General features: G+C 47.3%; 10 protein-coding genes. 7 read left to right on the plus strand and 3 right to left on the minus strand.

Annotated features, from left to right (window positions below; all coding sequences use genetic code 11):
• Nucleotides 1–36 precede the first annotated feature (36 nt).
• From EHO60_RS06680 to EHO60_RS06710, 7 genes are all read left to right on the plus strand, one after another.
• Nucleotides 37–822 (plus strand): inositol monophosphatase family protein, encoded by a 786-nt coding sequence (locus EHO60_RS06680; RefSeq protein WP_246028164.1) that lies wholly within the window; start codon nt 37–39, stop codon nt 820–822.
• A gap of 84 nt (nt 823–906) precedes the next feature.
• On the plus strand, nt 907–1,614 hold the full coding sequence (locus EHO60_RS06685) for an MgtC/SapB family protein (RefSeq protein WP_135767366.1): 708 nt from the start codon (nt 907–909) through the stop codon (nt 1,612–1,614).
• A gap of 139 nt (nt 1,615–1,753) precedes the next feature.
• Nucleotides 1,754–1,966 carry a hypothetical protein gene (locus EHO60_RS06690; protein WP_135767367.1) on the plus strand — a complete coding sequence of 71 codons (213 nt, stop codon included), beginning with the start codon at nt 1,754–1,756 and terminating at the stop codon, nt 1,964–1,966.
• 223 nt (nt 1,967–2,189) lie between these two features.
• Entirely contained in the window at nt 2,190–3,113 is a 924-nt protein-coding gene (locus EHO60_RS06695; RefSeq protein ID WP_135767368.1) for a hypothetical protein, read from the plus strand.
• A gap of 1 nt (nt 3,114) precedes the next feature.
• Complete coding sequence (locus EHO60_RS06700; protein WP_135767369.1) at nt 3,115–3,456, plus strand: STAS domain-containing protein; 342 nt, start codon at nt 3,115–3,117, stop codon at nt 3,454–3,456.
• An 11-nt stretch (nt 3,457–3,467) separates the two neighbouring features.
• Complete coding sequence (locus EHO60_RS06705; RefSeq protein ID WP_135767370.1) at nt 3,468–3,905, plus strand: ATP-binding protein; 438 nt, start codon at nt 3,468–3,470, stop codon at nt 3,903–3,905.
• Complete coding sequence (locus EHO60_RS06710; protein WP_135767371.1) at nt 3,892–6,876, plus strand: SpoIIE family protein phosphatase; 2,985 nt, start codon at nt 3,892–3,894, stop codon at nt 6,874–6,876. Before EHO60_RS06705 ends, EHO60_RS06710 begins: the two co-directional genes overlap by 14 nt.
• A 21-nt stretch (nt 6,877–6,897) precedes the next feature.
• On the opposite strand, the gene EHO60_RS06715 is transcribed toward EHO60_RS06710, so the two are convergent.
• Genes EHO60_RS06715 through EHO60_RS06725 form a run of 3 tightly spaced genes read right to left on the minus strand, consistent with a single transcriptional unit; the run spans nt 6,898 to nt 23,337 of the window.
• On the minus strand, nt 6,898–12,819 hold the full coding sequence (locus tag EHO60_RS06715) for a carboxyl transferase domain-containing protein (protein WP_135767372.1): 5,922 nt from the start codon (nt 12,817–12,819) through the stop codon (nt 6,898–6,900).
• Nucleotides 12,820–12,828: 9 nt separating this feature from the next.
• Nucleotides 12,829–13,278, minus strand: a complete 450-nt coding sequence (locus tag EHO60_RS06720; RefSeq protein WP_135767373.1) for a holo-ACP synthase — start codon at nt 13,276–13,278, stop codon at nt 12,829–12,831.
• Between the two features lie 3 nt (nt 13,279–13,281).
• Entirely contained in the window at nt 13,282–23,337 is a 10,056-nt protein-coding gene (locus EHO60_RS06725; protein WP_135767374.1) for a type I polyketide synthase, read from the minus strand.
• Nucleotides 23,338–23,614 lie beyond the last annotated feature (277 nt).

Consider the following 23,614-nt stretch of genomic DNA (forward strand, 5'->3'; position numbering starts at 1 on the left):
CGAAGACTTCTCCTTCGAGTTGAAAGGGTTCTTAGGATGATTCCCATTCGATCGGAAATTCTGTCCGCTTTCGAGGTTGCAGCCCGAAACGCGGGTGCCGAGATATTAAAGGCTTTTCGGAGAAGTTCCGAATTCCGTCTTAAGGATCCGATGCAGGTTTTGACGGATGCGGACCTTGCTTCTCATGAGATCTTGGCCGGTTTTTTTACCCGCGCTTTTTCGGACATTCCTCTCGTTTTAGAAGAGCAGGAAAACTCGGAACCGTTACCTAAGACGTATTTTGTCTGCGACGAACTGGACGGGAGCGCATTGTTTACCCGAGGCATTTCCGATTTTAGCGTAATTTTAGGTTACGTAGAAAACGGTAGGCCTTATGCAGGATGTATTTATTTCCCGAACAGCGACTCTTTCGTTTTTGCGGAGAGGGGGAAGGGAGCCTATCTGGACGGTCGGCGGATCGAATTCTCCGGTTCTTTTCCCTTGGCCAAAAGTGTTCTTTCATTAGAAATAAATAATACTTTATCCGAAGAGGACTTTTCCTGGATATTCAAGGTCGTAAAGAGTGCAATGACCTCCAGATCCTTAGGAGCTACGGGAGCCGGTTTTCGGGAGCTTTTGTCCGGGGGAACGGATTTATTTCTGAATTTGAACGGAGCGAAAGTCTGGGATTTTGCCGCCGGCGCTGTAGCGATCGAAGAGGCGGGTGGGACACTACTAGATAAAAACGGACAGTCCTTGGCTTGGGATAAGATCAGAATGTCCGCCGTGATCGGAAAGGATAAAAGCCTGATTGGAGAAGCCTTTGGATTAAAGCCGCGGTGAGAGGATGAATTTTTCCCCTTAAATCCAATTTAACGCTTTTAAGTCGACGGGAATTCGCTAAAAATAAGAGAGCCGGGAGAGGAAATGCAAGATATATTAAATCTGCTAGATTCGAAACAGATAGATATGTTCACCGTCACCATAAGGATCCTTTTGATCACCTTTTGCGCGGGCTTGATCGGATGGAACCGGGAGAAAAAGAATCACGGAGCCGGATTTAGGACTCATATACTGATCGGACTAGGCTCTACCATTCTCATGTTATTATCCATTTATGTTCCGGATTTTTATTCCGGCGCGCTTGCTCCGGGTGACCCCACCCGAATCGCCGCGCAAGTGGTTTCCGGTGTGGGCTTTCTGTGTGCGGGCGCCATCATCAAATCCGGAATGAATATCAAGGGGCTGAATACCGCAGCTTCCATTTGGGTGGTGTCCTCGATCGGTCTCTTAGTGGGAGCAGGAATGTATTTTGCCTCCTTTTTGACTTCGATTTTCACCCTGATCATTCTGATCGTTTTCGATATGGTGGAATCCAAGTATTTCGGAAAATACGAATATAAAGTACTTATATTGGACTTAAAGCAGAAGAAATTCCATCGGAAAGGGTTTCGCGAACTCTTGGCCAAAAACGATCTGAAACTGGTATCGGAATCCTTTATGCAGGACTTTCAAAACAAAAACGCTCAAATCAAATTGACGATAGCCGTTCCCCACGGGTTCGACGTTTTGAACATCGTGGACGACGTTAAGGACTTGGCGGACATCCTCAAGATCAGCATCGAATCCGATTAAAATTTCCGTTTTTTACAAATTTTGTTAACTGAAATCTTTTTCGGATTTGTAATTTTATCCCACGGTAAATCCATTTTTTTGCTTGTTCTATCTTTCGTTTTCGGGAATAAACTTCCTTTCGTTTAACCGGAGCCAATACATGAAAATCAAATTAACTTTGCTTGTGTTCCTTTTGTCCGCCTGTGTGGCAGGAATAGTTTCCCTATTCGCTCAGCCCAGAGAAACGGCTGCTCAGTGTTCTACTTTAAAAGAAGAGCATAAACTCAAAGAATGTTTGGCCTGTATGGAACGTCCGATCAAACATGTCTACCATCCTCATCTTCCCGACGGAGAAAGATGTAAGAGACTCTAGTCGTTTCCGTTTTCTGCTCGGGCTCGAACGTGTTCTTGAGCCCGACATCTACGAATCATTCCCGAAATTCTCCCGGATTCACTCCTTTATAAAATCGGAATTTGCTATACGTTTTCCGGAAATACCGGAAATTATGCCATCGATACCTGCGGTCTTATTGTAATGTACGGTCGAAAACTCGAAAGTTCGAGATCGAACAAAATCAATAAAACGTATCCGTAAAATGACAGAAAAAAGAATTTCAATTCCGCCTGATCTCGCGCAGGAATTCGTAAAAACCACCCGCTTACTCGCGCTGTCGGGTAAGAAGAATTTTAAAAAATATCTATATGATCCTTTGATCTACGCTGGTTGGGAACGGGAGAAGTCCGTCTCCGCTCTCGTGTCTAGTCGTATGATGGATAAAATCCAAGAGGAATCCCGCGATCCGGCTTATTTGCATACCATTCCGCATCATTGCAAACGCCTGATCTCTCAAGCCCTCACGGAAAATTTGTCCGCTTTAGGGGACTCCTGTATCTTCTTTTTGGAAAAGATACAGGAGGATCCGAAGATATCCATTTCAAGAGAAGCTCTTGAATTCGTCTCGTTGATCGAAAAACCTTTGAACGAATTCGCGCTTTTGACGCAGAGCAATAGCGAGAAGTTATTCGAAGATTCCATCCGCAATTTTTCCCAAGAGGAATTAAAATCGGCTTTTGAGCCGGTAAAACTGGATGCCACTCGACAGAAAGTATATCTAGAAACGGAGATACATACGCTGTACCAGCAGATCTTAGCCGCCAGCAAATCGAACAATCTCGTCCGATGCAAGAGGTTGCTTTCCAGATATATCATTAACTACAGCGACTCGGAAGTTTATAGCCAACAGGAAGTGGAGAACCTGGTCAGCGCGTTGGAAAAGCGGGATCAAGGATTTAAGCAAAACTTAATGGATTCGATCGCGATAGAATTGTATTACTCGATTACCAGAGGTATACTCGAAGGGAATGCGAAAAAAGCGATACAAGGAATACGAAAATACGCTCACACGTTCGAAGGGGATCCGAATATGAAATACTATTACGAGATAGATTCCCTTGAGCGTAAATTGTACGGAATTATTCAGACGAAAGATTTAATGAAGGATTTGAAGAAGGGTATATAAAATGGCGAATTTGACTTTCGACGAAAAGGCGGACGGCAGCCGACTGATCCTTAAAGTGGCGGGAGAAATCGACGCTAAAACCGCGCCGGAATTGAAATTAAAATTGGAATCTGCCGTGGGCAATGGAATGAAAACGATCGTATTCGATTGTAGCGCGCTGACTTATATCGCCTCCGCAGGGATCGGAGTCCTGAATTCGATTCAAAAATTCTTAAAGGAAAAATCCGGAGAAATCGTGTTTTGCAGTCTTCGTAAAGAAGTAAAGGATACGATGGAACTCATGTACTTCACCAAGAAAGTCCGTATATTTCCGAATTTGGAAGAAGCTCTCTCGATCGTATAAGGGTCGGGAACATGGATCCGGAAAACGAAAAAGTCTATGTTTTTACCAACGACTTGGACGAGTTGTCCAGGATCCGGGGCGAAGTGCGCGCTTTTCTCGGGGAAGGTTGTTCCGATCTGATCAAAGGACGAATCGTTTTTTGTCTGGATGAAGCGGTGACGAATGTGATCGAACACGGTTTTTCCGAAGGGCAAATCTCCAGCATAGAGTTGAAAATGCGGAAGAACAAAGGTAGTTGGAAATTTTCACTTACGGACGAAGGGATTCCCTTCGATCCGACCGAAGCGAAGAACGAAACTTGGAAGGAACTTTACGAAAGCGGTGCGGACGGCGGGTTCGGACTGAGATCCATTAAAAAAGTGATGTTGTTACGATATAGAAGATTGAACAACCCGCCGCGGAACCGACTTATACTGATTCACTCGAGAAAAAAGAATGATAAAGAATAAATTCTTACGAATGGTGCTTCCGGGGATCCGGGCCAAGCTCTCGTTTTTTACGGCCGCCCTGGTGGTTTCTATACTTGCCTTTACCTCCGCTGTTCACTATTCGCAGCAAAAAAAGGCTTTGGAAGAAAAGATCAACTCCGAGTTGAAGGCGCCTTTGGACTACGTGAACACCGTGGTTCTGGATCTGGAAAACTTAAGCAGAAGTATGATTCTGATTGAGGAATTCAAGATCAGGGTAAAAGAAAAGAAAAAGGAACTCAGCAAATTCAAGAGGACGGTGGTTCAAAAAGAATCCGGTTTTTTCGGAGCCTTAAAATCCTTCGGTCAATCCATTGGATTGAACGTAAGGAGAGGAAACGTATATAGGAGCGTGGATACTTATTTTACGCGCTATCTTTCCGAAAAAGAGATTCAGGAGTTCGAGACGAAGGTTCGAAACGAGCTTAGAAAGGAAAACGGAGCTCCAATCGAAGCTCCTGTCTACGAAAAGATCCGCACGATTGCGGAAAAAACGGCGATCGCAAAGCTGACCGGCGAAAATGCACGGTCCCGCATCGAAGAGATAGAAGAAGAATTAAAAATTACGGAATCCGAGTTGTCCAAATCCGATTCCGATCCGCGCAAAAAGAAATCGTTGCTCGATACGAAAACCAAGCTTGAAAAGGAAAAAAAGGCCTCGGAGAAATCCATTTCGGAAAGTGAAAAGAGATCCGTATCGGAGGAAACGAATCTAGCCAAAGCGTTGCAAAGTTTCTTTAGAGGATCCTATAAGGACGGGATTTCTTCTTTGGGCCTTTTACCCGACAAGATTCGGATTCTTGCATATGATAGATCCGGAAAACAGACCCTCGATACGGGTCTTCTCTTTCTGCAGTCCGCCGGTACGGCAAAGAAATTGCTCAACCAGAAGGAATTTGAACAGAGCAAGGATTCATTGTTTCAAGGTTCCGACGTCTTGGAGGTGATTCGAGAAAAGTCCGAACCCGAAAGTTTCGAAGTTGGAGGAAGACAATACGAAGTGGTCTATCGTCCCGTTTTCCGAAATCCGGGCACCGCGGAGCGTTCCAGAATATTGGCGGAGGAAGTCTCTAAAAACGGCAGCGGTTGGAGAAAGTACTTAGAGGAAGATCGAAAGCTCTCCAAGGAATTCGAGGAGCTCACGCAAAAGCTCAAGATTCGAATATCCGAATTGAGAAAGGAGGGAAAGTCCAAACCTGCAGCCGATCCGACATTCCGGAATCTTTCTTTCCAGTATCGAAAACTTCTAAAGAAAAGGGATTCTAGATTAAACGAACTCCATCCGTATGCGTCCGTTTTCGAGAAAGCACGAACAAAATGGACGGAAGAGAAAAAGTCCTTGGAGGAAAAATCCGCCTCTCTTTCCAAAGAGGTTTTGGAATGGGAAAAGATGCTGAAATTCCCTCCGAAGCAAGGGGAAACGCGAAAATCTCCGGAGGATATTCGGGAGAAATTGAGAGAACTAGAAGCCCAGATCGAAGAGATACGGGATTCTCTCGTCCGCCTCGAAACCCTTAAGGAGGATTGGAGTTCTTTCGAAGAACGCAAAGCTGAGGATTCCGTTTACGGTTTAAGAGAGGCGGCGCTGGAAGATTTCGCCTTTTTGCCGTTTAAGGCAGGTTCCTCCTCGATTCGTAGGTATTATAAGGATTCCGAAGAAAGGAAGCATGTTCGGGAAAAATGGAAATTATTGAGAGAGTGGATATTGTCCGGAAATTCGGAAACGGAACTTCCGAACCTTCCTAAAAATAAGACGTTCTTGACGGAAGCCGGTATTCTGATTCGGAGTAGGAGCGAGGCCGAGGAAGTCATGTGGGAATTGGATTCCACTCCATTAGTCTCCGTTCAGGAAAAAGAGGCTAAAGGCCTAGTCTACGACCTTCTTCGCAAAGACTTGCTAGGATATAACTTAATTATAATAGATAGGACCGAAGGAGCGAGACAGATTCGAGATAATCGGGAGGAGCTGATCCGTTATACGGGTGTGATCGGCGGAGTCGCGATTCTCTTGGCTTACGGACTGGCCTGGTTCGTAGTGAGAAGGATCCGGACGATCAGCGTTAAGGCGGAGGAAATCGGCGGAGGGAATTTAAAAGTGGAATTTCCGTCTGCCGGTTACGATGAGATCGGAATATTAAGCGAATCGTTAAACGAAATGGTCCACGGGTTAAGGGAAAGGGAAGAGATGAGAGGGGAGCTTCTCGCCGGTGAGGAGATACAAAAAAGGCTTCTTCCCGAAAAACTGCCGACTAGCCTCAATGACTATGTGGAATTCGGGGCTTTTTATAAAGCCATGGCGGGGGTGGGCGGAGACTATTACGATTTTATAGAATTAGGTCAGAACAAGATAGCGTTTTGCATCGGGGACGTTTCCAATCACGGAGTCGGTCCAGCGATCGTCATGGCCCTTTTTAGGGCCCAGATCCGCGCTATTCTTAGAAGGGGGGAACGCGATCTGAAGAAGATCCTTTTGGAAATGAATTCCCAACTATACGAGGATACTCCTGATCACATGTTCGTGACCTTCTTTTTGGGATTTTTCGATGCGAACACTTCCAAGGTCGAATACATCTCCGCAGGTCACGTAAAACCCCTATTCTACGATTCTTCGGAAAAGAAATTGCACGAACTTCCTGCCGGCGGTCTTCCCATCGGTATGGACGAGAATTCCTTTTTCGAGACCACGATCGAAAGAAGAGTTCTGGCTCTGGATTCCGGAGACATCTTCTTCGAATATACGGACGGATTAGACGAAGCTCGCAACCCGGACGGAAACATGTACGGACGAGAAAGATTAGCCCGGCTGCTTTTTGCAAACGGGGAAAAACGTCCGGAAAACCTGATCCAAACGATCGTTGCCGATTTGGAAACGCACACTGCCCAAGAGCTGGGAAAGCCCGGCATCTCTAGGCTTTCCGACGATATAGCGATGATCGCCATCCGGAAACGCTAGCTTGTAATGTTTTCTAAGGAATCAAGGAAGAATGAGATCCTTCCAGTCGTCGGAATTTCCGTCGGATCCGTAAACGAACTCCGATGTGGAATTCGCTTCTAACTTCCGTTTCCACGTTCCGATTTTTTGTTCCGCTTCCCGCAATCCTTTGATGAGAACTCCTCTAAGTTCCGTAAAAGAAGAAAACGTCTCGTCCATGACTCCGGATTTCTCGGCGTCTTCGACGGCTCTGGATTTGTTTCGGAAAGAATCCAAAAATTCCCGGCGGAGCGATTCTATTTCTTCGTTCTTACCTTCCTTTCTTAAGGCTTCTATCTTGGTTCCTTGAAAAAGGTCGAAGGCGGACGAGGCGCCCATTACCGCTAGGACGGCTTCCGAATACGCATAGTATGAGATTCCGGGTCTTAGGAATCCGCTGAACGCGTGGATTTGTCTTCCTCCGTAATTCTGCCTGAGCACCAAAGATACTACCGGCACGGAAGAAAGAATGTTCGCATCCAGAGATTCTCCCCCGATCTGTTGGATCCGGAGTCTTTCCTGTTTCGTTCCGGGAACAAATCCGGGTGCATCGGAAAGCATGAGCACCGGAATCCGATGTTTGTTTACGAACTCCATAAAGACCCTGAACTTTTCCGTTCCCGGCGCATCGGGAGCCCCTCCGTCTTTGGGTTGGTCCGCTATGATTGCGACGGTTTTTCCTTTTAGGCGTCCAAGCCCGGTGAGAAGACTCGCACCAGGATCGGATTCGAAGAACTCCAGGAAGGAATCCGGATCCAGCACTTTTAATACGACCTCCCGTTTCATATCATAAGGAACGGAAGGATCAGAGGGTATGTTTACTCTTTCCAGATGAACCAGTGTATCGGCTTTGTATTCGCGGATCCTTAGAAGATGGAAGAACTTTCGAATAATGGAATATGCTTCGACTTCCGAAGAAGCCACGAACGTTGCCCAACGTTTCGCGTCGGAAAATTCCTTTTTGGCGGAGCGTTCTTTGGATTTGGCGGAATCGTCCAGAAAAAGCCATGCGTCTCCTGCGGCAGTAAGTTCCGGTATTAAGATTCCCTCCGGATGTTTTACGTAGTGCAGACATGCCCCTCGGAATTCCTGTAGGGATTTTTGAAAATCCCTACGAGGGCGTAAAGAATCCGTATCGTCCAAATGGGAACTCCGAAACCACTTGCTGCCGTAAACGAGAAGAAGATCCGCTCCCGCTTTATCCGCGATCCTGATCGATTCTTTTGCCTTAACGATGCAGGAAAGGGAATGAAATCCGAAGCTCGTTCTGGGACCCAAAGCCATTACCGGAGCGGAACCGAAGCGGACCAAACCCGCAATCAAGGAACCGGAACCAGAATAGTCCTCCTTTACGCTTAGTAGTGAATTGGTTTCGGAATTCGCAGACAATTCGTTCTCTTCCAAAACAACCCAATCTTCCTTCTGCAAACGAGGGATGTACGTTCCAGTATTCTCGCCGTTACCGGTCAGGACTTCCTGGATTTTTCTAAGATACCAGAGTAGATGAACCTTATCTCCGGCGATAAAATCGACCGTTCCCGTCGCTTGTCCCATAATGCGGGCCCCGCCGATTTCGTAATTGGTCAGTTTTTCTCCCGTTACAGATTGGATTACGGCTGATCCGGTCAAAACGCGGTAAGATTCTTCTTCGTTTAATATCAACTGTAATGCGGCCTGAGAGGATCCGTAGACGTCCAGCCCCGTGGAGGAGCCTACTCCTACTGCAATGACGACGCAGTGTTCCGGCTTTGCGTCGGGTTGATATCTGCGGAATTCATCGGCGTACTGCTTTTCCGTTTCGGAGCAGATTTCCCGCAATATAGGATCTCCGTGGGACTCGATTGCGGCTTTGAATTCGGAAGCGGAAACTCTTCGTGAAAGCAAAGCGTTGAAAAAGAATCCTTCTGCGGCACGATTTAACGAAACCATTCCCTCCTTGATATTCGCTCCCGCTCCGTCGTTCCAGACGTAAAGAGGGGAATCCTTTCGATATGCGTAATAGGCCGCGGCAATGTACTTTCGTCCTTCAAGATCTCCCGTAGCGCCTCCCGCTACTCTGGAATCCTTGAAAAAGAAAACCGCATCTTTTCCGCCGATTTTTCCCGCGAAAATCTTGGCTCCGGGTGTACAGATTTCTTCGATCCCCGTTTTGGGATTCTTTCGGACGACGTTATCCGCGCCGGAGATCGATATTTCTCTGGCCGTATCCCGATCAAAGGATTCTCGGATCCAATGTTCTAAGGGCCATTTCCCTTTTCGGAATAATGCGGCATTCTTGGGTTCAGAGGTCTCGGAATAGGGAAATCTAGGATCGTCCGGATGAACCATGTCCACCCTCAGTTTTCCTTCCTTGAAGAAAAAGGAGAAGGTCCGGATCGCGTTTCGCTCGGAATCGAATATTTCCAGGATAAACTGGCTGTAAAAACCGTGGAGAAAGAATCTAACCACGGAATTTGCAGATTCCATTATTTTTTCATAATTTATTTTGGAGCCGCAATCCGAAGTAAGATCGAAAGGAATCGGAACGTCCGTAGTGATGATTTCCAGTCTGAAGGAATCGACCTTGCTCAAGGTTTGGGCGCCTTGCAGGATACAGGCGGCGTTTTTGGCGGCGGTTTCCAATCCGGCCCGGAAAACGTTTAGGTCGGATTCGGGAGTGATCGGAGAGAATACGATATATTCCTTTTCCTTACCGTCATCTACTAAGTAGAGGTAATGGACTTTATCCGGAGAAAATAATCTGGAAATCCTTCCTTTGGATTTCCAAAAGGAGATTTTCTCTTCGAATCTACTTCTCATGGTTTCGGAAAGTTCCTCCGGTATGAGTGGGAGCGAAGGTTTTTCCAGGGAGGATTTGAATTTTTTTTCCAGTCCTTCCGGATTTTCTTGCGAAACCAGCGACCAAGGATTCTTTACGAATCGTATGTAATCGAATACGTGTTTTCGGGAAATCGTAGGATTTCCTCCGCGGAATTTTTGGGGACGATTTCCTCGAATCGCTAGAATTCTTCTGGCGGTCTTTTCTAAGCCCGGTTCTTTTTCTCTTTCTTCCAGATAGATGATGCCGTTCAAAGAGAGATCTACGGATCTTGTGGAAGGAGCGGTTGAGGAGAACTTCTCCAAGATCTTGACGAAAAGATCCTTTCCTTCCCTAAGATTCGCATAGGCCCTCACCAGATTCAGGAAAGCTTCCTTCTGTTCCTTCGTCCGTCTGACCGGACTCCAATTCGCGATTCCGTAGGAATGAAAAGCCGCGGACAGCAATTTTCGAGTCGCTTTGGAAGGGCTATAACCTTCCTCGTTCCATTTGGAGAGCAGCCTATGGATCTCTCCGAAATGGGAAAATTTTGTTCCGGGATCGGAAGAGAACAATCTTCGGACCAAAACATGAAATTTTAATATTTCAAGATAGAATGATCCCCATCGCCTGATTTCCGGCTCCGGTTGCATACTCAAGTCGTAGGATTTCAATAAATATTCCATTTTTGGAATGGAATCCTCTTCCCGGAATGTTCCGGAAACCCAGGAAAGCAATATTTTTCTCAAATCTTCTCCGTCGATGGAGTCTATGATTTGTTCGGAAGGGTTCGTAGATTCGGGTCCCGTCGGAAGGAGTTCCCAATTTTCCCAAAGGGAATCGGAAAGACTCAGTCTTTCCTCGACTCCCGCGGAACGATTCTCCGTCGAAGCTTCGGTTTCGATTTTAGCTAGAATTTCCCCCTCCGTGAATCCTTTTCCTAAGACCAAGCCGGAAGCGCTCGTTCCCCTGATCAATCTGGAAGGATCTCCATGCTCCGCGAGGTAAATCAATTTTCCGGCGATCGGCGACTTTAATACCGTTTCCATTTTCATGGCGGAAATCACCAGGAGCGGCTCCCCTTCTCGGACGAATTCCCCTTCTCGCCAAGGTTTTCCGGTTTTTGGGTTGTCGGGTATCTTTACGAAAGTTCCTTGAAAAGGAGAACGCAATTGTCCTTCCTCATCCCGTGTTTTTCTTCGTTTATTGGAATGGATTATGTATCGGAGAAATCTCAGCTTGCCGTTTCCGTCCACGAAACGTACGGAGTGAAAGGATGGTCGCCGATCGACTCGTACGGGAATGATTCTCCCTCGAAAATCGACGACGAATTCCTCTCCGGAATTTTCGCCTGAAGTCACTTGCACCTTACCGAAATATTTTCCGTCGTATAGAATTTCGTAGGAATTGAATCCAACCTTGAACATCCGGATTTGAAGATTGGAACCGGAAAACTTCACGTCGAACTTGTGCGATAAGTACTCCGATTCTTCCGACTTCAACAATCTGGGGAGATCTCCGTCTTTGAGCGCCTCTTCGACCGATAGATTCGACGAAAGAATACATTCGGAAAGACAACAGAACAATGCTCCTTCTTGGTGATAAACGAAATCCTCTTTGACCAACTCGGGATTTTGGTTCAGAATGCGGTTATCGTATCCCCCTTGGCGGAAGGATTCATGACGGATCAGTTTTAAAAGCTGTTCATGGTTGGTGGTGATTCCCTTGACGTACAATTCGCACAGGGCTCTTTCCATTCTTAAAAGGGCTTCCTGTCTATTGGTTCCAAAGGCGATCAATTTGCCGATCATAGGGTCGTATTCCCCCAAAATACGATCCCCTTTTTTGAATCCGAAATCGCATCTCACTCCGTTAAAAGTGGGAAGTTCCAGTTCGGTGATTTTTCCCGGCGCCGGAGAATAGTTTTGAAAAGGATCTTCCGCGTAAATTCTGCATTGGATGGAATGGTTTCTTGCCGAGAATCTTCTTCTTACCACCGAATCGAAAGGGATTTCGATTTCGCGTCCGTCAAAGAAAAGAATCTGCCACTTGGCAAGGTCGATTCCTAAAGATTGATCGGTAACGGGATACTCTACTTGCAGGCGGGTATTCATTTCGAGAAAACCGAAGTTTCCCTTATCCCCGTCCAGAAGAAACTCCACGGTTCCCGCTCCGCATCCGTCCGAATAGCCCGAGATATGCGCGATCCTCTCTGCGGAAGAGAGTAGTTGGAGTAAGGTCCTATCGTCCAAAAAAGTTTCGCCGCTTTCTTCGACGATCTTTTGGTTTCTCCGTTGAACGGCGCATTTTCGTACGCCGACCGCTACAGAATTGAATATCTGTACTTCGAAATGGGACGGGCTTTCCACGAATTTTTCGAGAAAATGCGTTCCGTTGCCGTAAGCCTGTTTACCGATACGGACCGCGCTTTCTATCGCGCTTTTCAATTCCTCTTCGGAGTAGGCGACAACCATTCCCTTGCCTCCTCCGCCTGCATCCAGTTTTACCATTACGGGATAACCTATACGTTTGGCTTCCCGGAGAGCCTGATCTTCCCCTTCGGTGATCGGCCCACTTCCGTCGAAAAGAGGAATTCCGTTTTCTCCGGCCAATTTTCTTGCGTCTAGTTTGTTCCCTACTCGCCTCATCACTTGGGCTTTCGGCCCCATGAATGTTATATTTTTCTTATATATGAGGGAAGCGGTTTCCAGCGTTTCTACGAACCGGAAATCTTCGGATAAAAATCCGTATCCTGGATAGACGGCGTCGGCGTTTGATAACAATATCGCCGCGACTATTCTTTGGGGATCGGAGTATCCGTCGGGATCTCCGATATAGAGAATTTCGTCCGCAGGTTCGTACCAAGATTGACCTCGGTCCGGGTCCGTAACGACCGCCACCGATCGGATTCCCTCCTCACGCAAAGCCTGAAAAAATCTCTTAGCTATTTCTCCCCTGTTTGCAACCAGAACTTTTCTCAGTTTTCCCTTTCTTTCAGGTAGAGGTTCGCTCGATTCGGAAAGGTTGGGATTCAAGGACTTAAGATGGCGGACCGAGGCCTCTATAGCGGGGAGACTGATCGTAGCTTCTACGGCAGATTCTGGTTCCGATTTTCTTGTGGGTATCATTTCGCTTTCCTAAAGTGAAAGAAGAATTTCCGAAAAGGCGTATTCTTCAACGTGCGTTATACTGAGAGAGATAACGGAAGATCCTGTCTTCTTCATGTAATCCGACAGGTTTCCGTAAAAACGACAATACGGTCGCCCGAATTCGTCGTTTCGTATTTCGATTTCGGAATATAGAAATCGAAAGGCCGGAGGCAAATGGATGCGGGGACCGTCGAGAGCTTTGACGAATGCTTCCTTAGCGGAATATCTTCCCGAAAAGAATACCGCGCGTTCCGACAGCGATTTTGCGGAGGCTTTTGCCAGTTCCCAACGAGTGAAGGTTTTGTCGAAGAAAGCGGTTCCCGGTTCCTCAAGCGCTTTTCTGAATTCGGGAATAAACACGAGATCGACGCCGAGCGATAGATTCGGATGTCCGAGTCCTTGTACGGATTCGGAAAGTTTCGGTTTCAAAGCGATCATCGCCTAAAAACCCTTGCCTTGTCGAAAGGACGAATCTAGTAAAAGGGAAATTTCCTCACGTTCGAAATAGGATTTGGTTTTGCGTTCGTAAAGCGGCTTTCCGATCTCCATTCTGATTTCGTGATACCGGTTCCGTCCCGTAATTTCTCTCCGGCGTCTTAGGGAAAGGTATTTTTCCCTCTCTTTTGGGGCCAATGCCGCCAGGAAGAAATTGGAATGCAGGAGTAGGCAGAGGGCTCCTATGTGACCGAATCCTAATGTAGTCAGTATTCCCGCCTTAAGGGAATGTTTTCCGAAATTCAGAGACTCGTCCGTAAATGCGAGAAACGGAAAGGAGTTCATGTCGGGATCGACTTCCTCCAGATTTCGGTTTCCTGTAACGACTCCTTCCTCTAAACTTTGCAGGACGCCTATGGTTTGCCAAGCGGCTGCTCCTCCCTTGGAGTGCCCGGTCAAGGATTTTTGAGAAACGATGGGAAGCAGATTCCCCGGAGTTCTTCCCAATCCTTTTAGCAAAGTATAAAGGAGTTTATTTTCGTTCTTATCGTTTGCCTTGGTCGAAGTATCGTGTTTATAAGCGAAGTCGATATCGTCGACGGTCAGTCCGAACGGCGCTAAAGCGGATCGCAGAGGAGAAATCGCTTCTCCTCCGGGTTGAAAGTCGCCGGAAAGAAGAGCGCGTACTTTGTGGAAGAATTCGTCGCCGTCTTCTCCGTAACTTTCGACGACCCGTTGGCGATTTTCTTCCCATTTAGTCAGAGCCTTTTTTCGATCTTCGATATTCCAAAATCGACTTCCTTTGTCGGCGGATTCCGCTCCTAAAGAGAGTAGTCCGAGTCCTGGCGCCGGAATAGAAGCCTGGATACCGTCGGTTTTGGATCCTGCATACGCGAGAATGCCGTAGACTGGGAGAGCCGCTTCCAAAGCCAAATCTCCCCGAGCCAAAAGTACGACTCCCCCTCCTTGTGCTTCCACAAAACCGTTTCTCCGAATGTCGTTGGGTCTACAGATAGAGGACGGTTCGATTCCCGCAGCTTCCATTTCTAGACTGTCCGCAGTCGCTTGCATGTCGCCGAATCCGATCACTCCTTCTTCGGAAAAATCGTCGAACGCTCCGGCTAACATAAATTTTGCTTTTCCGTCCCGTATCATATTCGCGGCCATTTCCATGGAGACGCCTGCAGTCGCACAGGCTGCGACAGGAGTTTGCATCGGTCCGTAAGCTCCCACATAGGAAGTCAGCGCCCAGGCTGCCGTGACATTAATTAAGGATTCTTGAAGTGCATCGTGTTGTCTCTCGTTGCCCATTACGAAATCCTGAAACATTCGTTTCATTTTTCCCATTCCGCCTAGACCGGAACCTACGGTGGATCCTACTAGGCCCGGATGCAGATAGGCGTAAAGTTCTACGGGTTCCATGCCCGCTCTGAGAAATGCTTCGCAGGTGCAATAGAGATTGTATAAGGTGATCCGATCCACCTGTTTGCTGAGCTCTTTCGGAATACCGTAACGGATCGGATCCCAGCCTTTGGGAATTTGTCCCGCGACTTTTCGGTTTACCCCGATCGCTTTTTTTACCTTGACCACACTTCCTTTTTTCCGTTTAACGAACCATTTGTCCTTTTCCGTATCGTGGTAAATTTCGGTAGCTTCGGATTCGGCTTTGTGGAATTCCTCGGCTTCCTTTTGATTTGCGGCCGGGATGAAGAAATCCTCTTCGAGTACCACATCCACGAAAGCGAATAAACCGTTCGCATCGAAACCTCTATCTGCGGGGTCTATCAGCCGGATTCCGGTATTTTGAAGAATTCGTTTTTCATAACGTTCCTTCGCTTCCCACTCTTGGATCGCCTCTCCCGACTCCGCATCGGTCCAAGTCCGGCCCTTATCCGAAGCCTGGTATTTTACCAGTCCCATAATCCAGGCTAGCTCTAAAGCCGCTTCGAGGGAAAGGGATCCGGTTTTTTCGAGCTCCCATCGACTTAAGGAGCTGCCTCCGGGGCCGATTTCCGCGAACCCGACGACGCATATCAGATTTTTCAAATCGATATGTGTAAGGTCGCCGTAAGCCGAGAGTTCCTTTTCGTTCGGTGTGGAAGGATAGAAATAAAGTTCCTTCGGTAAGGGGCGAACCTTCTGCGGCTTGATTTGTGTTCCCGAAATCTCGGAACGGATCGCAAATGCTTCCCTTTTGTTTTTGGCTTCGTTTACGATGTTCGATCTTATTTTTGCCAGAGCTTTACCTAGATCGGGTTGGGAATCCAAACCCCCGGTAAAATCCGCTTTTAGTGCGCCGGCTTTAGAGTTTTCGAATGTATGACGGGCTAGTCCGGAAATCAGGGCTCCCATTTCCCTTTTGGAGAAAGTAAGGACATCGGTTTCCCTTTCCAGATCTTCGGCGACCAGATCGTTGGCCTCCATTAAACCCGTTCCTCGAACCCAACCGATTACGCAACCAATGACCCGAACGTTCTTGCCCCAGTCTTCGGATTCAGAATATTTTTTTCGGAACAAAGCCTCTAGTCCTAACTTCGTTTCGGCATAGAGTCCATCTTTCCCGAATATTCCGTGATTGGGAGAAAGAGGAAGAATGACGTTCAATGGAGAAGCGTCCGGGCCGAGAGCTTTTCTTCCTCTTCCTAGGACTCCGATCAACTTTTCCACACCTACCAACAATACTTGTAACGAAACCAGAGAGGATTCGTCCAGTTGTGACACCGAATTTTCCTCTCCGATCGCTCCGAAAGGCAGTAAAAGATCGGGCTCCCAGTTTTTGGCGGAGAGCCAATCCGAAAGTCTACGAACGTCCTCAAGAGAACCTTGTGAGAAGGGAAGGATTTGCAGGCGGGATCCCGGAGCCCCGTATTCCTGAAAGACTCTCTTATAAAGGCGGACTTTTTCAGAGGAGTAGGAAGTCGTCGTTAAGATCACGTCGGCTCCTCCGGAAAGCAATGCTTGTACGGTTTCCAAAGCGATGGAGTTCGGACCCGCTCCGGTTACTAGGATCTTTTTACCGGCGAACGTAACGCCTTCGCTGATCGCTTCTTCCAATGTTTTTTCGAAGGAAGTCGTTTCAGAGGAATCGGCCTTGAAATTGCTTCCGAAATCCGCGCTCGTTTTGAGATGAATCCTGGAAGATAATAATTCCTTGATATTCTTTCCATCTTCCGTTTCCGAATAACGCCAAGTTCCATCTTCCTCGATTTCTAACTTAGGTCTCAGCACGGAAGATGCCGCTTTCCACACAGGTAACGACGTCTCTTCGGAAGAAATGCGGAAGATCTTTTCTAAACGGGAAACCGCTTCCTTTGCGTCCGGAGAAGAAAGTCCTGCGCCTGAAATCCAGTATTCGAACACGCTTTTCAAAAGCCGGGTACGATGGTTCGTGAGATAGACTTCTTCTCCGAGACTTAGGCGAATCCGTTTTCCCGAGGAAATTTCCGTGAGAATTTGGAGAAGTTTCTTCTTTGCCCACTGTTCGGAATTTCCGAAGACCACCGCTTTTTTCTCTTCGAAAAGAGGTTGCAGATCCGCGACGGAGGGGTTGCGGGTTCTCGCTTCCGAAAGAAGATTCTGATCTCTGATCAAGTATTGAGAAAAAGGATCTTCTCCTAAAAGCCTCACTCTGAGATCCCGGATGTTTTTACCGAATACTCCTTCCGCTCCAAAATATTTTCTTTCCAACTCTTCCAATGCGGCTGCGTCTACTTTTGCTCCTCCGGACGCGCCTTTTGCGGCCGAAAGTTTCGAAATTCGGATCCCCTTGCCCTGCGCAAAGAGGTCTACCGCCTTATCCAGCCATTTAGAGGCTTCTTTCGCGCTGTTCAAACGCCCGGAGAGCGCGATCGGACTTAAGAGACCTTTGCGCAAAGATTCCCCTTCGCGAACAAACAGCGGGAGAAAAATACTTACCGCAAAAATGCCCGATTCCGAAAGACTCCTTTCCTGTTTTAAATGGCGGAAGATCTCGGTTCGTCCAAAATCCGGGGGGAAATGTTTTTTGACGGTCTCCTCGAATGCTGTCCGTAAGTAAGGACCGGGTTGAACGTACTGCGATTGTTCGCTTAACAATTTATTCAATTCGCGAATCGGTTTTTCGTGACCTCCATCGAGGCTAGGAGTTCTGAATTCGGCGCCCAGGTCCGCCATAACCTGGTTTCTTTTGGAGGAATTTCCCCCGAACAAAGAATCGATCGTTTCATCCTCGGAGATTTCTTCCGGCCTTACTCCGGACTTCAGGGAAAGCAATGAAAGTAAGGCATCCTTTCTGTCCAAATTCACTTCCGCTTCCTGCATAGAATCCGATTCGGAAACGGTCGCTTCCGCTTCGAGTTCGACTTTTTTGACTTCTGTCTTGGTTGCGATCTCCGGAGCTTCGCTCTTTATCTCGAACTTGAGGGAAGATTCCGGTTTCTCGCTCCAAGAAGTTTGAGGAACGTCCTCGGATTCATAGAAGACCGCATTTCGATTTTCTTCTATATGCAGAATTTCGTAGGAAGAAGAATCCGAAACGTCTCGGATGGTCTGCCTTGCCATCCCTGCAAGATCACCTCTCGCGCCTAGATCGATTAGCCTTCTTACGTTTAATTCGCCGAACAATACGTCCTGCGTATGGATCCACTGCACCGGCATCGCGAACTGGTACGCCAACAGTTCGATTAACAGAATCCGGCGAAGTTCGGAATCGGAAGTAACCGGGCGTTTTCCGGAAATCACTTCGGACAATATCTGGCTTTGGGAAATTTCGAAGACCTGTTCCAGGAATTTCCTATCGATGGAAAACGGTTTGGCGATCAGATTCGGAATGTATTTGCCGTCCAGTTCGGAGAAATCGGAATGCAAGGGGACGTTGGCTTCCAGAGTTTTCCGGAATTCGGAGACGCCCGAAACCAGAATCCTGGAATGGAACGGGACATCTATCCCTTCCAGTCGGATCGTCGTTTTTTTACCCCGTACGATCTCCTTGAATTTCGCCTCCATTTCGGACAGCGCCCTGAGATCACCGGTGGCAGAATATTGTTTATCTCTAATGTTTAGATTTACTACTTCCAGAGGGAGACCGGTACTTTTGCGGATATCCTCGACCACTCCTAGAATTTTTTCTTCCGTCAAACCTACGTGCCGATTGCCTAGGACGACGCTCATCCCATAAGGACTCTTTCCTTCCGAATCTCTCGGAACCAGATCTTGCATCGTAAGTCCGCGTCCGTAAACGATTCGGATCACGTTCTCTAATCCGAGGAATCCTCTCGCGGAGAGCGAAGAAAATTCTCCAAGAGAATGTCCCGCGAAAGGGGCGTGAGAAACCAGGAATCCTCTGCCTTTCAGAATCTCCCAATCCGCCATGGACTTTGTAACCAGGGCGACCTGGGTGAATTGGGTCAAATGAAGAACCCCTTTCGGATGGTTCCAAATTCGGTTGCCTACTTTTAGGGAAGAAGGATTGTCCCGGACGATTTCGATCAGAGAAAAGCCTAATTCTTCTGTTGCGGTTTTTTCCGCTCGTTCCCAGACTTTTCTCGCCTCCGGAAATTCTTCCATCAGCTTCAATCCCATACCTTGGGATTGGGAACCTTGGCCGGTAAATACGTAACCAGTAACCGGAGGAGAAACGACTGCGTGGACATTCAGTTTGATTTCCCCGGTTCTGTTCTCCACCTTGATTTCGAGAACCATGTCTCCCTGATGTGCGGATACGTGCCGAGCTTCCACGCGAAGTTCCTCGGTCAGATATACGGGAGCTTCGAAGGTTTCCGTAAACGACAGAACTCGGGAAGAGTCTCCTTTGCAGACTTCTCGTACTAAAAGTTTTAATACTTGGCAGGAAGTCCATAATCCGTGGACGATCTTATCCTTCCAGCCGCCTAAGACGGCAAAATCCGAGTCGGTATGGATGGGATTGGTATCTCCGGACGCAGCGGAATATTCGGACATGTCGGCTGGCACCGTCAAGGTTTCGGAAAATATTCGATATGGGGAAGCTAAAGACACGGGAGTTTCCGCTTCTTGAAACGCGGAAAAAAAGCGATCTAACGAGCCTCTATTTCCCGAGGGAATCCTCTCTTCGATTTCGAACCTTCCCCAAGGTTCGGTTTTGCCACCTTCGATTTTTGCGATCTGACCTTGTGCGATATAGGATTCGGAATCGGAGTCTTCCTCGCGGATCAATACCTGATCCGACTCGAATCTGAATATGCATCCTATTTTAGGATCTTGCGAAGTTTCCGTTTTTCGGATCCAAGGCAAGGAGAGAATGACCTCGATCTGAGCGGAGGATTGGATTCGTATTTCCTTTCGGAACGGTAACGAATCCGAATTTCGGATGTCGGAGGTAGTGTCCCGGATTAAAAATCCGGTTTCGAAGGAACAGATAAGTGAGCCTTCTTTGGAAGCGTCTCCGATCACGACAAGTTGCAATCCAAGAGGCGTCTTCCGGATCTTTGCGAGACGAACTTTGGAACGAATTCGATCCTTAGGCTTTAAGGAAGCGACCTCTTTTTCCCACCGGAACGATTGGGAAAGGTGGAGTAGTTTGAAGAGGTTTGCACCTGGAAGCGATAGTAAGGGAGAAACAAGAATCTTCCAAGCGAAAGTGGAACTCATTCCCAGAGGAGGAATCGGCTCGGATCTAAGGTCCGCACGCCTCAATTCTCCGATCGCCTTTCGAAAGGATATGATACTTTCCTTATCTAAAATCGTTTCGTGGATTAGTTCGTTTTGGAGAAGGCTCTCCGTCGCGGAAGGATTCGGATCTACGCTCCAAGATGTTTCGTAAAGTTTCAGGATGGATTTCTGCTTCGTTCCTAAATCTTCCGAAATGAAATGGTTGCCCTCTTGGTCGAAATAGAAGCGACGTTGAAAAGGAATGGAAAGATCGTCTCCGGGACGATGAAAAAAGATTTCCAGTTGTGCGGTAATCGGATCAACCAACCGTAACTCGATCTTCAATTTTCCTTTTTCGTAAACTTGAAGCAGGATCAGCTCGTTTGCAGGACTCAGTTCCCAAGTGAAAAGGCGATCCGATTTCGGCTGCAGTAAAAAAGTAAGATCGGAAGGCTCTCCGTTGATTTTAGGCGCGGCAAGAACTCCGGAGAGAAATCCATGTCCCAGCTTGGACAAGAGAGGAGTCCACTCCGCTACAGACGGTTGCGAGTCCGCGGGAACCCGAACGGATCCTCCGATACCGGATTCGTTCGTGAATATTTTCAATTCGTCCGAAAGGGATTTTTTCGTTTCCCATAAATCGGACCAATCTATGTTCCTCGGATCATTTTTCAAAGGAAGGATTCCCCGAATAAAGTCGGCAAAAATAGAAGAGACCGATTCGTTGGAGGTTTTGATCCCTGATATGGCTTTCGGTCCGGGGATCCAAGGGCAGGAATCAGGATCGATTCCGACACAATGAGAATACCAAAGCGAATCGGAGCGGATCCACTTTACGAGATCTTCGTCCAATAGGGGGATGAAGTTCACAGGCTTACCGGGGCGTTTACAGACTTCCAGGAAGAATGCCCTATCCTCCGGAAGTAGAAGGATTTCTTTCGCCTTCGGATAAGAGGTGTTCCAATCTAGAAGCGCTTCTTTCGGTTTTTTGAATATTTCGGGATTGCATGCAAAAGAATCCTTGGACTCTACGGAGGAAGGAAGCATACGCCCTTCGAATCTATATACTAGTTCCTGAAAACGATTCCGAAAACTGCGATCTATGAACGGATGGTCCGGCCAATCTCCCTCGGGCGAAAGGAGACGTTCTCCAGGACAAGTCAGTTCGACGAAACGTTCCAAAACTTCGGTGTAGGTCATCCTTTCAAGATCGCCGAAATACGGTTTTGCGGTGGAATTAATAAGCGAAACCAATTCCTCCTTTCTATCGGAGACGTTTTTCCTTGCCTCTTCCGTCTCCTTTCCTTTCGTGAGTTCTTCCGCCAAAACGGAGAGTTTCGTCCAGGTGTTCCCCGCGTAGTAGATGTCTGCTCCAAGACCGGATTTTCCGGAGACGACTCCTCCCGCATTTTTTCCGTCCTTCGTGGATTGCCAATCCGGAGATCCGGATAATTCGACTAACGCTTGTTTGATTTTTTCGGACGTCGCGCATTCCTTTGCGGCCATCAATCTCGTTCCGAGAAAAACCGCATCCACAGGCATAATCGTTTCCCGGTTCCAGGTTCCTAAAAGCCAGCGTCTTGCGTCCTCCGGCTCCGCGATCCCACCTCCTACCGCGAGAATCAGATTCGTACAGGAACGAATCTCGGAATAGGTGGAAGAAACCAGGTGTTCCAGATCCTCCCAGCTATGATGGCCTCCCGCGGCTCCGCCTTCGATCTGCATCAGGATCGTGGATTCGGGAATTCTTCTCGCTATGGAAATTACTTGCTGGATTTGGTTTTTCGTACCGGGTTTAAACGAATTCAACCATATCCCGTGGGATTCAAAATCCTTAATAATACGGACAGCTTCTTCCGTTTCCGGAATTCCCGCGGAGATCGTTACGCCTTCGATGGGAGCTCCTTCGGCCTTCATCTTTTTCACCAAAGGAACCTGCAGATTCCAGAGATAAGCGTCCAAATACAGAAGGTTGATTACGATCTTCTTACCCGGAGGCAGTTCCTCGCGGAATCGATCCATCCTTTTCCGAAAGATTTCTTCGGTGACTTGTCCTCCGCCTGCCCATTCGACTAAAAAGCCCGCTTTGGCCGCGGCGATCACGATGTCCGGTTCTACTGTGGACGGAGTCATTCCCCCTCCGAAAACAGGGGGATGTTCCGTCCATACCGAATAGGAATTGCGGATAAATTCTTTCCCTTTCGGCAAGCGAACCGATTCGGGAGCGAATTCCTTCCATGCTTTCGGAAACTTCGCTGAATCAGCACGTTTAAACGAACGGAATGATTCCTCTTTTTCCAAATTTTCCAGGAGGAAAGATTTTCCTTTCAGATAATTTGCGCAGAGTCTGTCCGTTCCAGTGCCGGGTCCGAAGGAAAGAAGTAAGAGCTTGCCGGTTTCATTCGTAAGTTCTTTGATGCAGGCTCCCCAATCCAAGGAATCCGCAACGACCATTCTCGCGAGAGAAAGAGGAATCCCTTGTTCTTCCTTCAGATTTCTTCCGTCTCGGGTATCGAAAACGGGAATTTCCAGATCTTCGGGGCGAACGTCGAAACCTATCCGTTTCAGATCTTGCTCTAAGAGTACGGGAACCCTTCTTAGCAACTGGCAATGGAATGGAGCGGAAATATTCAAAAATCCCCAAGAACCGAGATCCGGAAAATCGGATCGAGATAGGAATTCGCGGAATTCGAGCAATGACTCGGTCGAGGAACAGAGAACCAACGAATCCGGGCCGTTTTTAAGACCCAGATAGACGGTATCTTCCGCTGCGCGATCTAAATTAAATTTTTCTAAAGTTTTTACGAGATGAGTCTCTTCCGCCTTCAAGGATGCCATGGGAGAAGGAACTTCCCCGGACTTTACAAGTCGTTTGTAAGCGGCATCGATTTCCAGCACGGGGAACTCGTCCTGTGAACGCAGGGAAAGATGGAAAATTACTCTCAGTATTTTGGAAAGATTGATTAAAAAAGATTCTTTGTCTTTGGAGGATGAAAGAAGAATTGCCGCATAGATCCCCTGGGAATGTCCGAAAGTTCCGGCGATACTCGACCTTAGCGTTTCCCAGTCGTTTTCTTCCTGCAAAAAGCGATATAATCCCATTGCTTGGGATATGAAGATAAGCGGAACACTGTAAGGGCACGGTACTAGATGGGCAGCAGGCGGAGTCAGTTCGGGTTGTTGTAACCAATCCGAAAGATGAAAACCGTAAGGTAGAAGCAACGCCGCACGTTGCTCCGAGAGAAGGGAATATTCCTCCGATAAAGTCGAACAGACAATTTCGAAAAATTCCCTGTTTTGCGTATTCTCTTCGTAAAAAGATCTGATCTGTGGAAGAGGATCGGATCCTTGTCCTCCGAAAATCGTATATACTTTATAATTCTTTAAAGATGCTGATTTTAGGACTGGAAATGAGTCGGAAGAATAGGATTTCGTTTCGATCGGGTTCGCTTTCATTTTAACATCCGTGGACGGAAACTTATTGCAAGTCGAAGTCCAGAATTTAGTGACAAACCGCTCTATCGATTTTCAAGAAAAAAACGGATTCGTTAGGTTAAAAATTGGATACTATACTTTTGAACGATGTTCGATCCGATTTAGCAGTCGCTACAATTTAAAGAATTTCTTATTTTCTGAATCGAATGCATAAAATTTAAGCTAGTGAACATGAGTTAGTTAACTTATGTTAGTTAACCGGTGTTCACTAAGTTATCTCGTAAAAATAAAGAAGCTG

It is taken from the genome of Leptospira fletcheri, from assembly GCF_004769195.1.
GTDB classification, from domain to species: Bacteria; Spirochaetota; Leptospiria; order Leptospirales; family Leptospiraceae; genus Leptospira_B; species Leptospira_B fletcheri.

Coding starts and splice junctions, on each gene's coding strand:
- EHO60_RS06700 (WP_135767369.1), top strand. CDS start 3,115: ATGGCGAATTTGACTTTCGACGAAAAGGCGGACGGCAGCCGACTGATC.
- EHO60_RS06725 (WP_135767374.1), bottom strand. CDS start 23,337: ATGAAAGCGAACCCGATCGAAACGAAATCCTATTCTTCCGACTCATTT.
- EHO60_RS06685 (WP_135767366.1), top strand. CDS start 907: ATGCAAGATATATTAAATCTGCTAGATTCGAAACAGATAGATATGTTC.
- EHO60_RS06695 (WP_135767368.1), top strand. CDS start 2,190: ATGACAGAAAAAAGAATTTCAATTCCGCCTGATCTCGCGCAGGAATTC.
- EHO60_RS06715 (WP_135767372.1), bottom strand. CDS start 12,819: ATGATACCCACAAGAAAATCGGAACCAGAATCTGCCGTAGAAGCTACG.
- EHO60_RS06705 (WP_135767370.1), top strand. CDS start 3,468: ATGGATCCGGAAAACGAAAAAGTCTATGTTTTTACCAACGACTTGGAC.
- EHO60_RS06710 (WP_135767371.1), top strand. CDS start 3,892: ATGATAAAGAATAAATTCTTACGAATGGTGCTTCCGGGGATCCGGGCC.
- EHO60_RS06720 (WP_135767373.1), bottom strand. CDS start 13,278: ATGATCGCTTTGAAACCGAAACTTTCCGAATCCGTACAAGGACTCGGA.
- EHO60_RS06680 (WP_246028164.1), top strand. CDS start 37: ATGATTCCCATTCGATCGGAAATTCTGTCCGCTTTCGAGGTTGCAGCC.
- EHO60_RS06690 (WP_135767367.1), top strand. CDS start 1,754: ATGAAAATCAAATTAACTTTGCTTGTGTTCCTTTTGTCCGCCTGTGTG.